This is a genomic window from Kitasatospora sp. NPDC023120 (genome assembly GCF_055560835.1).
The window spans coordinates 25807-39479 of the sequence record NZ_JBVHHY010000036.1; the positions used below are offsets into that span (position 1 = coordinate 25807).

General features: G+C 73.3%; 6 protein-coding genes. 2 read left to right on the forward strand and 4 right to left on the reverse strand.

Annotated elements, in window-relative coordinates:
- Position 1 precedes the first annotated feature (1 nt).
- From ACZ3TI_RS35720 to ACZ3TI_RS35735, 4 genes are all read right to left on the reverse strand, one after another.
- The gene (locus ACZ3TI_RS35720) at positions 2-6412 is read right to left on the reverse strand and encodes an amino acid adenylation domain-containing protein (protein WP_465733802.1); all 6411 of its coding nucleotides are present in this window, start codon (positions 6410-6412) and stop codon (positions 2-4) included.
- Positions 6413-6462: 50 nt separating this feature from the next.
- Positions 6463-7770: a serine hydrolase domain-containing protein gene (locus ACZ3TI_RS35725; RefSeq protein WP_465733804.1), complete on the reverse strand. Its 1308-nt coding sequence runs from the start codon at positions 7768-7770 to the stop codon at positions 6463-6465.
- Positions 7771-8087: 317 nt separating this feature from the next.
- Entirely contained in the window at positions 8088-10658 is a 2571-nt protein-coding gene (locus ACZ3TI_RS35730; protein ID WP_465733806.1) for an FtsX-like permease family protein, read from the reverse strand.
- Positions 10659-10662: 4 nt separating this feature from the next.
- Positions 10663-11373, reverse strand: a complete 711-nt coding sequence (locus tag ACZ3TI_RS35735) for an ABC transporter ATP-binding protein (protein ID WP_465733848.1) — start codon at positions 11371-11373, stop codon at positions 10663-10665.
- A 300-nt stretch (positions 11374-11673) separates the two neighbouring features.
- Here ACZ3TI_RS35735 and ACZ3TI_RS35740 point away from each other — a divergent pair, with 300 nt between their 5' ends.
- Positions 11674-12966, forward strand: coding sequence for a sensor histidine kinase (locus tag ACZ3TI_RS35740; RefSeq protein WP_465733808.1), 1293 nt, complete (start codon positions 11674-11676; stop codon positions 12964-12966).
- The gene (locus tag ACZ3TI_RS35745) at positions 12954-13616 is read left to right on the forward strand and encodes a response regulator transcription factor (protein WP_465733810.1); all 663 of its coding nucleotides are present in this window, start codon (positions 12954-12956) and stop codon (positions 13614-13616) included. Before ACZ3TI_RS35740 ends, ACZ3TI_RS35745 begins: the two co-directional genes overlap by 13 nt.
- The last annotated feature ends 57 nt before the right edge of the window (positions 13617-13673 follow it).

Sequence of the window (13673 nt, forward strand, 5' to 3'; positions counted from 1 at the left end):
GTCATTCCCCTCGTGCGCTGGTGCGGGTGGTGGTGTCCGGCTCGGGGCGGCGCAGTTGTTCGCGGGCCCTGGCACGGACCACGCCGGCCAGTTCGGAGACGGTCCGGGCGGTGAAGACCTCGCGCACCGAGACGGTGACGCCGAAGTCCTCGCGGATGCGGGAGACGGTCTGCAGGGTGGCGACGGAGCTGGCGCCCAGGGCGGCCAGGTCGTCGGCGACGCCGATCCGATCGGTCTCCAGGACCTGCTCCCAGATGCGGGTCAGAGCCCGCTCGACCGCGTTGCGGGGCGCGGTGTAGCCGCGCCGGCCCTGCGGCCTGGCCTCCGGCCTCGGCAGGGCGTTGCGGTCGATCTTGCCGCTGGTGGTTTCCGGGAAGGCGGCCAGCACCAGGATGTGCGGCGGGACCATGTACTCGGGCAGGTCGGCGCCGAGCCACTGGCGCAGCTCCTCCGGGTCGGGTTCGCCGCCGCTCTCGGGTACCACGTACCCCGTCAGCACGGCGGAGCCGGCCCCGCCCGGATCGGCGACCACCGCGGCCCTGGCCACGCCGGGCAGCCGCAGCAGGGCGGTCTCCACCTCGCCCAGTTCGATGCGGTAGCCGCGGACCTTGACCTGGTTGTCCAGCCGCCCCAGGAAGTCCAGTTCGCCGTCGGGCAGCCACCGTACGAGGTCGCCCGTGCGGTACAGCCGGCCCTCCGGGTCGAAGGGGTCGGGGACGAAACGCTCGGCGGTCAGCTCCGGGCGGTTGAGGTAGCCGCGGGCCAGGCCCCGGCCGCCGACGTACAGCTCGCCGGGCACGCCGACCGGCACCGGCCGGCGGTGCTCGTCGAGGACGTAGGTGCGGGTCCCGGTGATGGCCGAGCCGATGGACGGCAGCCGCTGGTCGGAGGCGTCCCCGCGCTCGCGCAGCACGGCCGCCGTGGTCAGCACCGTGGTCTCGGTCGGGCCGTAGTGGTTGACCAGCGTGAAGGGGGCGTCCGCGGGCAGCCTGCGGCGGACCACGTCGGCGCCGGTGAGCAGGTAGCGCAGCTCGCCCCGGTAGACGCCGGGCTGGTCCAGTACGGAGTCCAGCCGCGGCGCCGGCACCACGGCGAGCGTGATGCGGTTGGCCGTCATCCACTCGGTGAGCAGGTAGGGGTCGTCAAGCTGCGCGTCGGGGACGAACCACAGGCTCGCCCCGGCGCCGAGGTTGCCCCACTGCTCCAGCACGGTCGGGTCGAAGCCCGGCGACACCAGCTGCGAGGCGCGGTCCGCCGGACCCACCCGGTAGTGGTCGCGGTACCACTGCAGGAGGTTGAGGATGCCGCCGTGCTCGATCTGCACGCCCTTGGGCCGGCCGGTGGAGCCCGAGGTGTAGAACACGTAGGCCAGGTCGTCCGGACCGGTCACGACGGCGGGCGGGCCGTCCACGGCCTGCCCCTCGGCGTCTTCCACGGACAACACGTGGCCCTGGTCCGGCACCGGGCCGTCGGCCGGCGACCGCTCGGTGACCACGACGCGCACGTCGGCGTCGCGCAGGACGTAGTCGGTCCGGTCGGCGGGCAGTGCCGGGTCCAGCGGCAGCACGGCGGCGCCCGCCTTGAGGACGGCGAGCTGACCGACGGTCATGCCGGGGCCGCGGCCGGCGTGTACGGCGACCACCTCGCCCGGGCGTACCCCGCACGCCACCAGCCGGTGCGCGAGCGCGTCGGCCCAGGCGTGCAGCTCGGCGAAGGTGAGGCGCCGGTCGGCGGACACCACCGCGAGTGCCTGCGGCCGCAGGGCCGCCTGTTCGGCGAGGAGCGCGGACACGTTCGGGTGGTCGGCACGGCCGGTGCGCGGGGCGGGGCTGCTCCACTGCCCGGTGACCAGTGCCCGTTCCCGCTCCGTCATCAGCGGCAGCCCGTCCAGCGTGCGGTGGGTGCCGGAGCAGAGCTGCGCCAGCAGCACCAGCACGTGCCCGGACATCCGCTCGACGGTGGAGCGGTCGAACAGGTCGGTGTTGTACTCCACCCGGCAGGACAGCTCGCCGTCCCGGTCCTCGAACTCGAAGCCCAGGTCGAACATCGCGCTGATCCGGGGGAGGCGGAGCTCCTCGGCCCGCAGGCGGGGCGACTCGACGGTCTGCACCCGGTGGAGCGTCACCCCCGCCTGGAACAGCGGGGTGCGGCTCGGGTCCCGCTCCGGCTGCAGCTCCTCGACCAGGCGGTCGAAGGGCAGCTCCTGGTGCGTCAGCGCCTCCAACACGGTGCGCCGGGTCTCGGCCAGGAACTCCCCGACCGTCGCCTCCGGGCGGACCTCGCCGCGCAGGACCAGGGTGTTGACGAAGTAGCCCAGGACGTTCTCCAACTCGACGCGGTCGCGCCCGGAGACGATCGTGCCGACGGCCACGTCCCGCTGGCGGCTGTAGCGGGACAACAGCAGCTGGACCGCCGCCACCAGCGTGGCGAACAGCGTGGTCTGCTGGTCCCGGCACAACTCGCCGAGCCGATCGGACAGTTCGGCGGGGACGACGAAAACGTGCTGGTCACCCGAGGTGGTGCGCACCGGTGGGCGGGGCCGGTCGGTCGGCAGCTCCAGCGGGCCGAGTCCGGCGAGCTTGCGCCGCCAGTACTCCAGGTCCTCGCGCGGCCCGGCGCCGCTGCGCCGCCGTTCCTCGACGCGCTGCCACGCGGCGTAGTCCGCGTACTGCACGGGCAGCGGCTCCAGTACCGCCGCGGTGCCGGTCACGGTCTCCTCGTAGAGGGCGCAGAACTCCCGCGCCAGCACGTCCTTTGACCAGCCGTCGGTGATGATGTGGTGCATGTCCAGCAGCAGGACGTGCTCCCGCTCGGACAGGCGCACCAGCACCACGCGCAGCAGCGGCCCCCGGCGCAGGTCGAACGGCAGCGCCGCGTACTCGCGCAGCAGCCGGTCCAGTTCCGCTTCGTGCCCGGACGCCGGGCGCGCGGACCAGTCCAGGTATCGCAGCGGCACCGGCGCGGTGTCGTGCACCAGCTGCCGGCCCTGCCCGTCGACGACCTCGAAGGTGGTGCGCAGCGCCTCGTGGCGGGCGACCAGCGTCCGCAGCGCCGCCTCGGCGGCCTCCGGCTCCAGTTCGCCGGTCAGCCGCAACGCCAGCGGCGAGTTGTACTCGATGCCGCCGGGCTCGTACTCGTGCAGGAACCACAGCCGTTGCTGGCCGTACGACATCGGCAGCGGCCCGTTGCGGACGGCCCGTGGCAGGCCGGGGCCGGTGTGGGAGCCGTCGAGGCGCTGGGCGAGCGCGGCCACCGTCGGGGCCTCGAACAGGGTGCGGACGGACACCTCGCTGTCCAGGACGGCCCGGATCCGGCTGACCAACCGGGTCGCGAGCAGCGAGTGCCCGCCCAGGTCGAAGAAGCCGTCGTCGATGCCGATCCGGTCGACGCCCAGCACTTCGCAGAACAGGGCGTGCAGCTGCTCCTCGCGGGCCACCCGGGGCGCGCGCCGGGTGGCTGCCGGTTCCAGGACCGGCAGCGGCAGCGCGGCCCGGTCGGCCTTGCCGTTGGGGGTCAGCGGCAGCTCCGCCAGGGGCACGACCGCGGCCGGGGTCATGTAGTCGGGCAGGACGGACGCCACGTGCTCCCGCAGTCGGCCGGGGTCCGGCTGCCGGCCGGCGGCCGCGACGGTGTAGGCCAGCAGCCGTATGTCGCCCGGGCGCAGCTCCCGGTCCACCACGACCGCCTGGGCGACGTCGGGGTGCTGTTCCAGGACCGCCTCGATCTCGCCGAGTTCGATGCGGAAGCCGCGGACCTTGACCTGGTGGTCGCTGCGGCCGAGGAACTCCAGGTTGCCGTCGGCGGCCCAGCGGGCCAGGTCGCCGGTGCGGTACAGCCGCGCGCCCGGCCGGTCGGAGAAGGGGTCGGCGACGAAGCGCTCGGCGGTGAGGCCGGGGCGGCCCTGGTAGCCGTGGGCGACGCCGGCCCCGCCGAGGTACAGCTCGCCGACCACTCCGGTGGGCACCGGCCGCAGCGCGGCGTCCAGGACGTACGCGCGGGTGTTGCCGACGGGCCTGCCGATGGCTGGGGCTCCGGGTCGGCCGTCGAGCCGGGCGCAGGTGGACCAGATGGTGGTCTCGGTCGGTCCGTAGAGGTTGACGGCCTCGGAGCCCAGCTCCCGCATGGTCCGGGCGAGGGCCGCGGGCAGTGCCTCGCCGCCGACGGCCATCCGCAGTCCGCGCACGGCCTCGGGCCGCTGCTCGCACAGCGCCTGCCACAGGCCGGGGGTGGCCTGCATGATCGTGGTACCGGTGGTGGTGATCAGCTCCGCCAGGGCCTGGGGGTCACGGGTGGTCTCCCGGTCGGCCAGCACCACGGTGGCCCCGCTGGTCAGCGGCAGGTACAGCTCCAGGGCGGCGATGTCGAAGGCGACGGTGGTGACGGCCGTCCACACGTCGGCGGGGGTGAGCGGCAGCAGTTCGGCCATCGAGGACAGGAAGTTGGCCAGCGCCCGGCGGCCGACGACCACGCCCTTGGGCTTGCCGGTCGAGCCGGAGGTGTAGATGACGTACGCGGCCTGGTCGGCGCCCGGCACGGTGCGGCGGGCCGGCTCGACCGGCGCCGTGTCGGGCAGCGCCGCCAGCTCTCGGACGGTGTCCGGCTCGTCCAGCACCATGAGCCGGGCCCCGGTGGACAGCCGGGCGGCGGTGCGGCGGTCGGTGACGACGGTGACCGGCCCGGTGTCGGACAGCGCGTAGGCGATGCGCTCGGCCGGGTACTCGGGGTCGATCGGCAGGTACGCCGCGCCGGTCTTGGCGACCGCGAGCAGGGTCGCCACCAGGTCGGTGCAGCGCGGGAGTACGACGGCGACGAAGCCACCGGGGGCCGCACCGCGGTCGGCCAGGGCCCGGGCGATGCGATTGGCGCGCGCGTCCAGCTGCGCGTAGTCGGTGGTCCGGCCCGCGTGCACCACGGCCGGCGCCTGCGGGCAACCGCGCACCCGCGCCTCGAAGAGGTCGGCGACCGTGTCGTCCGGCACCGGCCGCGCGGTGGCGTTCCACCGGGTCAGCACACGCTCCCGCTCCGCACCGTCCAGGACGTCGAAGGTGTCGAGCGCCAGTTCGGGGGAGTCGGCGGCCTCGTCCAGCAGCCTCATGACGGCCTCGGCCAGGCGGTGCACAGTCGGCTCGTCGAACAGCTCCCGGCTGTAGTCGACCAGGAGGTCCATGCCGCGCGGGGCGCCGTCCTGGTGCTCCGGCACGGCCCGCAGGTGGAGGTCGTAGGGCGAGCGGTCGGCGGGCACCTCCCGGGTACGTGCCGCCAGGTCGCCGAAGGCGTCCGGCGCGGGCACCGGCCGGGCGAGGTCGAGGACGACCTGGCACAGCGGGTGCCGGTTCAGTGCCCGGTCCGGCCGCACCGACTCGACCAGCCACGGGAAGGGCAGTGTGCCGTGTGCGCGGGCGGTGGCGGCGGTGGCCGCGCAGGAGCGCACCAGCTCCGTGAAGGTCGCCCGCTCCGGCACGGCGGTGCGCAGCACCACGGTGTTCTCCAACGGGCCCACCACGGCCGCCTCGTCGCCGCCGCGGAGGCTGAGGGTGGTGCCCAGCGGCAGGTCGTCCCCCGCGCCGAAGCGGCGCAGGACGGCGGCGAGCGCGGCGTGCAGCACGGCGAAGACCTCGGTGCCGGCGTGGGCGGCCAGTGCCTCCACGGCCCGGTGGCGCCGGGCGTCCAGGCGCAGCCGCAGTCGCGCGCTGAGGTAGCCGGCGACGGCTGGGCGGGTGCGGTCGGCCGGGAGCTGGAGCTGTTCGGGCGCTCCGGCCAGGGCCCCGCGCCAGAACTCCAGTTCGGTGACAGCGGCCGGGGAAGGGCGCTCCATGGTGCCGAGGGCGTCGGCCTGGCGCGCCGCCGACCGGGCGTACTGCTCGGGCCGGCCGCCGTCCGCCGGGTGCTCGCCGCGGGCGCGGGCGGCGTACGCGCCGGCCAGGTCGCCCAGCAGGGGCTGCCAGGACGCCTCGTCTCCGGCGACGCGGTGCAGCACCAGCAGGAGTACGTGCTCGTCGGGGGCGAGCCCGAAGACTTCGGCGCGCAGCGGGATGTCCCGGGTCAGGTCGAAGGGGAGGGCCGCCACCCGCGCGAGCTCCCGGTCGAGCCGGTCCGGATCGCAGGGGCGGACGGCCAGGCCCGCGAACGGCTCGGGCGCGGGGCGGAGTTCGGGGCGGCAGTGGCCGTCCTGCTCGGCATGGACGGTGCGCAGCAGGTCGTGACGGGCCAGCAGGTCGCCCAGCGCGTCCCTGAGCGCGGTCGGGTCGAGGAGACCGGTCAGTCGGGTCGCGTGGGCGAGGGTCTCTCCGGCGCCGGATTCCTGGAGCCGGTTCAAGAACCACAGCCGCCGCTGGACCGGTGACAATCCGCCGTGCTCGGCGGCCGCTTCCGGAGAAACCGACCGGGTGCCGTTCGTTCCTGTCACTTCCATACTCCAGCGAATAAGTCGTCCGAGAGGGGGACAGCGGTGGTTCGGATTTTTCAGCGGCCGGTTACGGAGGAATTCCCGAATCGCTCCGCATACGGCGCCTCCGGGCGCAGCACGCGCCCGGCGAACTGCATGATCAGGCCCTGCCCGATTTCCGGATGGGGCAGGAAGCGGCCCGCGTACGGGGCTTCGGGGGCATCGGTGCGGTGGGCGGAGAAGCGGCCGCGGTCGTCGAGGTCGAGCCGGTAGCGCGCACCGCTGTCGTCGTCGAGGTGGACCGGCGAGCCAGCGCCGCCGGTGATCCGGTAGACCATGCTGCCGTTGGCCCAGGTGCCGGCCAGGTCGGCGGCGGCCGCGGGGCCCGGGCGCTCCTCGAGGTTCCCGGCCGGCGGTGTGCCGATGTCCCGGCCCTGGACGCGCAGCCACTCGGTGAGCTCGCGCCACAGGGCCAGCCCCGCGACGGAGTCGGTGACCAGGGCCACGACGGTGCCGTCCTGCGGCTGCACCCGGAGGTTGCAGGTGGTGCCCGCGCCCATCGCGTCCAGGCCGAGCCAGGATCGGCCCGCCGGTCCGTACCGGGCCCAGCCCAGGCCGAAGCCGTCGGCGAGCCCGTACGGTTCGGCGCCCGGCGCCGGGCGCCGCATCTCCGTGACGCCGCCCTCGTCGAGCAGGGCGTCGTGCGCGCCGTCGCGCACCTCGGTGTGCAGCCGGGCGAAGGCCACCAGGTCCTCGGCGGTGCCGGCCAGCGCCGCCGCGGGGGCCAGCGCCGTGGGGACCCTGAAGTCGACGGGGACGGCGCCCGCCCCGGCGCCGGCGTGGCCGGAGGCGATGGCCGGGCCGGAGCCGTCCGGCCCCGACCCGGGCAGGTGGGCGGGGGTGATGCCGAGCGGCCGCAGCAGGAAGGTGTCCACCGCCTCGCGCCAGGCCAGGCCGGCCGCGGACTCGATCAGCCGGCCGACGAGCGCGAAGCCCGCGTTCGAGTAGGAGCAGGCGCTGCCCGCCGGGAACAGCAGATCCGGCTTCCCGGCGGCGGCCGCGAAGCCTCGCGGGCTCGGGTCGCCGCCGTCCAGGTCGCAGACCAGGCCGCTGGTGTGGCTCAGCAGGTGCCTCAGGGTCACCGTCGCCCCCAGGCCGTTGGGCGCGGTCGCGAACTCCTCGCCGTACTGCCCGAGCGGGGCGTCCAGCTCGAGGTCGCCGTCGCGGACGAGCTGCATCGCCACGGTGGCGGTGAAGAGCTTGGTGACGGAGGCGAAGGGGAAGCGGAGCTCCGCGATCTCCCGTCCGCCGACGTGGGCCGTCCGCACGTCGGTGCCGTCGAGCAGCGCGAGCTGGGCGTGCGGCACCCCGAATTCGACAGCCATTCGACGGAATTGGGCGACAAGTCCGGGTGACACCAGGAACCCCCTCTACTCTGTTTTCTGCGACCGGCAGCAGACAGCCCGGAATAGCCGGAAATTCCATGGGTTCGCCATGGACCACGGCTAGGGAAGATCGACTTGTTACTCGAAGGCTAGCATGGTCGTTTTCCGCCGGTCAGCGTCATTAAGTCAACTGTGAAAAACGCTGGTTGGCATTCCAACGGCACCGGGACGCAGGGATTCGATGTGGGGCCGGTCACACGCGAAAAGCCCGTGGTGCGAGCGGGCGCACCACGGGCCGGAGCCGTTTCGACGGACCGCTATTCGCGCAGACCGATGCCCTCCACCGGGCCGGTCCGCAGGGCGAACCGGGTGGGCACCAGGATCGCGCTCAGCCCGATGAGCGCGGTCACGGCGACGATTCCCAGGTACATCAGCACCGGGAAATGCGGCACTGGCGACCCGGTCAGCCCCAGGCTCACGGTGGCGAGTGGCAGCAGCGGCACCACGGTGCCCACCGCCACCGCGATGGCCACCACCATCCCGGCCTCCACCCGCATCATCCGCACCACCTGCTCCCGCGGCGCCCCCACCAGCCGCAGCAGCGAGAACTCCCGCACCCGGCCCAGTGTCGCCAGGACGAGCGTGTTGGCCACCGAGATGGCGAGGTAGCCGAAGACCAGCGCCAGCGGCAGCGCGCTGGTCAGCACCGAGGACGTCGCCTGCTCCTGCTGCGCGGCCGACAGGCCGCCCTCGTCCAGCACCTTGAGGCCCGGGTACCGGCCGGCCAGGCCGCGCAGCGCCTTGGCGACCTGCCCCTTGTCGGCGCCCGCGGCGGTCTTGACGAACACCACGTCCTCCAGCTGGCGGGAGCTGTGCGCCAGCACGGTCTCCTGGGGCAGCGTCACATCGCCGAAGCCCAGACCCCGGTCGTAGACCGCGACCACGGTGGGCCTGATCTCGGCCCCGTCCGGGAGGTTCAGCTTGACGTGGCCGCCCACGTGCGCGCCGAGGGTGCTGGCCGCGCCGCCGCTGATGGCCACGACGTCGCCACGCAGGTTCGTCAGGTCGCCCTCGGTGACCCCCAGGTCCATGGTCCGGCCCACTCCGTCGGGAGTGACGCCCTGGGCCTGGTACTTGAAGATCTCCGGCGAGTCCAGCACCTTCCGGGAGCCGTGCAGCTGGACCCTCACCACCCCCGTGGCCGCAGCCACCCCCGGCACCGACGCGGCGTCCTTGACCACACCAAGCGGCGGCCCACCGGGCCCGCCCTGCAGCGTGAAGTCGGCCACGATGCCGGCCTCGGCCTGGTCCTGGGCCGCCGCCGCGGTCGTGGTCGGAATGCACAGCTGCACCAGGGCGAACCCGATCGCCAGCGTCAGCGGCCCGATGCCGGCCGCCAGTCGGCGGGCGTTGGCCCGGGTGTTGGCCACCGCGAGACGGCCGTGCGGCCCGGTGCGGCTGCGGACCGGGCCGGCCATCAGCCGGCTCGCCAGGCTCACCACCGGCGGGGCCAGCATCAGGACCGCGATGATCATGACGAGACCGCCGGTGCCCGCGCCGGCCACCGCGAAGACACTGCCGAAGAACAGCGGCAGCAGCGAGGCCGCGACGCCGAGCAGGAACAGCAGCACGCCGAAGAAGGCCCGGGCGCGCCCCAGCTTCGCCGTCTCGATCTGGGCCTCGCCCATGGCCTCCACCGGACGGATCGCCACGGCCTTGCGGGCGACCCCGATCGCGGCCACCTCGGCGGCGATCACCGACGCGACGACGGCGACCAGCATCGGGACCGGGCCGTAGGAGAACGCGAAGTCATCGGGCACCATGCCGATCAGGCTCAGTGCGCTCATCAGGACCTTGGCCACCAGGACACCCGGCAGGCACCCGATCACCGACGCCACCAGCGACACGATCAGGACCTCGGCCGCCATCATCTTGTACACCTGGCGCGGGGTGGCCGCGACGGCCCGCAACAGGGCCAGCTCACGGCGGCGCTGGTGCACGTTGAGGGCGAGGGTGCTGGCCACCACGATCATCGCGATCAGCACGACCGTCGCACCGAGCGAGCCCGCCAGTTCGACCAGGTTGGACTGGGCCGAGGCCACGTCGTGGAACTCCACCTGGCTGCGGTCCTCGCCCAGGTAGGTCTCGGCACCGGATCCGGCCAGCTTCTTGTCGATCCGGTCGGCCAGCTTGTCCGGGTCGGTGCCCGGGGTGGGCAGCACCCCGACCGCGTCGATCCGGCCCGGGTGGCCGTACAGCGTCGTGGCCTCGGCGTCGCTGAAGAAGACCGCCGCCGAGCGCAGCGGCCCGGCCGCGCCCTTCAGCGAGGCCACCCCGGTGACCGTGTACTCGCGCGCCTCCTGCGTGGTCGCCAGCTTCACCCGCTGCCCGGGGGACATCTTCACGCGCTTGGCCAGGTCCGCGTCCAGCACCACCTCGCCCGCCTGCTGGGGCGCCCGACCCTGCTCCAGCGTGAAGGGACCGAGAACGGAACCGGACCAGCCGTGGCCGGTCGAGGGCTGCTCGCCGCCGCCGTCGTCCAGCCCGCCGTCCCCGTCCACCACCTGGGCCGGGAAGCCGACGTCCGGCACCGCCCGCTGCACGCCCTCGACCGACGCCACCTTGTCGGTCACGTCGCTGTTCACCGGTGCGGGCTGGGACAGCGACTTCTGCTTGGTCTTGCCGTCGGTGACCTTGAACGACTGCTTGCCGCCGACCACCACCGGGGCGCCGGCATAGCGCTGGGTGGCGACCCCCGAGCCGAGGCCCGACTGCAGCAGGACGCCGAACGCGGTGATCAGCATCGACGCGCCGAGCAGAGCCACGAACGCACCGACCAGCCCCGCCTTGCGTTCCCGCAGCGTCATCAGGACGAGCTTGAACTCCACCGGCTCACCACTCCTCGAGGCGGGTCATCCGGGCGGCCACGCGCTCGGCGGTCGGGGCCTCCATCGACTCGGCGAAGGCCCCGTCCGCCAGGAAGACCACGCGCTGCGCGAAGGAGGCGGCGATCGGGTCGTGGGTCACCATCACGACGGTGTTGCCGTCACGGTCCACGATCTCCCGCAGCAGTGCGAGGACCTGACGCCCAGTCCGACTGTCGAGCGCACCGGTCGGCTCGTCCGCGAAGATCACCTCGGGCTTGGTGATCAGCGCCCGAGCGATCGCCACCCGCTGCTGCTGGCCTCCGGAGAGCTGCGCCGGCCGGTGCCCCAGCCGGTCGGACAGGCCCACCCGCCGGGCCACCTGTTCCAGCCAGCCCGGGTCGGCCGAACGGCCGGCGAGCAGCAGCGGCAGCGTGATGTTCTCCGCCACCGTCAGGGAGCCCAGCAGGTTGTACGCCTGGAAGATGAAGCCGACCCGCTCCCGGCGCAGCATCGTCAGCTGCGCCTCGTCCAGCGTCGCCAGGTCCGTACCGCCCAGCCACACCGATCCGGAGGTCGGCCGGTCCAGCCCCGCCGCGCAGTGCAGGAAGGTGCTCTTGCCGGCGCCCGACGGGCCCATGACGGCCGTGAACGAGCCACGTTCGAAGGTGATGGTGAGTTCGCGAAGTGCGGCGACTTCCCCGGCTCCCCGACCGTACGTCTTGCCGACCGTCCGCAACTCCACCGCCCAGCGGCCTCGGGAACCCGACCCACCGGAGCCGTCTCCGGCCACGGTCCCAGGGGTTGCGCCGTCGAACTGCCGCCTAGTGACCTCGCCGTGCTCCACAGCGCGTCTCCCTTCCGCCTCTTACGACATACGCGCTCCACGCTAGGCGTCCGGATCCGGCGGAACCATGACGTTTGCTGGAGTTCAAAAGGTGCAGTTGACTGCCCCCCTGCCCGCGTCCCGGTCACGTCCGGTGATCACCCGGTAGTGATAGCGTGTGGGGGAAATCGGTACTTGGGGGGCTGAGCGGAAATGGACGGCGATCCCCAGCGGCCGCTTGGCCGCGGGCTGCCCCGGGCGGCCACCCGGCAGGAGTTCGTGCAGCGTTTCGGCGGGTCCCTGACCTACCTCATGGCCGTCGGTGGCAGCGCGCTCGTAGCATTCATCGGCTTATACGCTCTGATCATGGTCTTCGCGCTGAGCCTGGTGGGCCCCGGCCTGAGCCTGGTGCCGCTCTCCCTGGCCCGGCTCCGCAAGGTGGCCGACGCCCACCGCCGACGTGCGGGTCAGTGGCTGGGCTGCGAGATCCCGACCTCCTACCGCGAGGCCGAGGGGAAGATCCTGGTCCGCGCCCAGGTGATGCTCACCGACAAGGCCACCTACACCGATCTGCTGTGGCTGCTGGCGCACGCCCTGCTGGGCACGATCGGCGCCGCCCTGGCCATCGGGCTGTGCGCGGGATCGGCCAGCTGGCTGACCATTCCGCTGTGGTGGCAGGTGGTGCCCAGGCCCGCGCAGCTGATCGTCTGGGACATCGACTCCTGGGGAGCGGCCCTGGGGGCCAGCCTCGCCGGCCTGGTCTACGGCGCGCTCGCCGGCATCCTGCTGCCCTGGTGCGCCCAGCTGCACGCCATGATGACCCGGGCGCTGCTCAAGCCGCGCAAGCGCCGGACCTCCCTCGCCAAGCGCGTCGAGGAGCTGACCATAACGCGCGCCGAGGCACTGGAAGCACACGCCGCCGAACTCCGGCGCATCGAACGCGACTTGCACGACGGAGCGCAGGCCGGGCTGGTGTCGGTCTCGCTGCGGCTGGCCCTGATGAAGCGGGTACTCGGAGACGACCCGGAGAAGCTTCCCGAGATGATCGACCAGGCGCGGGAGCTGACCGAACAGGCGGTACAGTCACTGCGCACCGCCGTCCGGTCCATCTATCCGCCGGTCCTCGCCGACCACGGCCTGGCCGAGGCCACCCGCTCGCTGGTGGCGGCCTGCCAGATCCCGACCAAACTGGACCTGGAGTACGGGGCCAAGGGGGCGCGGGCGCCCGCCGCCGTGGAGGCCGCGGCGTACTTCGTCATCTCCGAGGCCCTGACGAACGTCGCCAAGCACAGTGAGGCCGAGAGCAGCCAGGTGCAGCTGCGGACCACCGAGAGCAGGATTCACATCTCCGTCTGGGACGACGGGCGGGGCGGGGCGACGACCGGCTCCGGCAGCGGGATCCGCGGCATCAAGCGCCGCGTCGCGGCCTTCGACGGCGTCACCGAGCTGCACAGCCCGCCCGGAGGACCGACAGTACTTCGAGTGGAGCTTCCGTGCGGATCGTGATCGCCGAGGACAACGCCCTGCTGCGGGAGGGCATGTCGCTGTTGCTGACCAGCGTGGGCCACGAGGTCTGCGCGACGGTGGAGCACGGCGACGACCTGCTGCCCGCACTCCTCGAGCACCGTCCGGACATCGCCGTGCTGGACGTACGGCTGCCTCCGACCTACCGGGACGAGGGACTGCGCAGCGCGGTCACCGCCCGGGAGAAGCTGCCGGACCTGCCGGTCCTGGTGCTGTCCCAGTACGTCGAGCACGCCTACGCCGCCCAGCTGCTGGTCCACGGCGCCTCCGGCGTGGGGTACCTCCTCAAGGACCGCGTGAGCCGGGTGGAGGAGTTCCTGGAGGCCCTGGACCGGGTCGCCGGCGGCGGGGTCGCCATGGACCCCGAGGTGATCTCCCAGCTGATGGTGCGCCGGGTGCGCAACGACCCGCTCGACGCGCTCAGTTCGCGCGAGCGGGAGGTGCTCTCCCTGATGGCCGAGGGGCACGGCAACGGCGCCATCGCGAAGCTGCTGTTCATCGCGGAGACCTCGGTGAACAAGCACATCGGGAACATCTTCACCAAGCTCGGCCTGCCGGCCGCGGACGGCGGGCACCGGCGGGTGCGCGCCGTCCTCACCTACCTCAACTCCATCGACACCCAGACCGACTGAGCCGTCGTCGGTCGTCCCGGGAAGGTGAGCGAGGACCGGTCCCGCGACCGCGGGACC

What these genes read in the sequence shown, in the direction of transcription:
- ACZ3TI_RS35720 (WP_465733802.1), bottom strand. Translation starts at nt 6,412, where the DNA reads ATGGAAGTGACAGGAACGAACGGCACCCGGTCGGTTTCTCCGGAAGCG.
- ACZ3TI_RS35725 (WP_465733804.1), bottom strand. Translation starts at nt 7,770, where the DNA reads ATGGCTGTCGAATTCGGGGTGCCGCACGCCCAGCTCGCGCTGCTCGAC.
- ACZ3TI_RS35740 (WP_465733808.1), top strand. Translation starts at nt 11,674, where the DNA reads ATGGACGGCGATCCCCAGCGGCCGCTTGGCCGCGGGCTGCCCCGGGCG.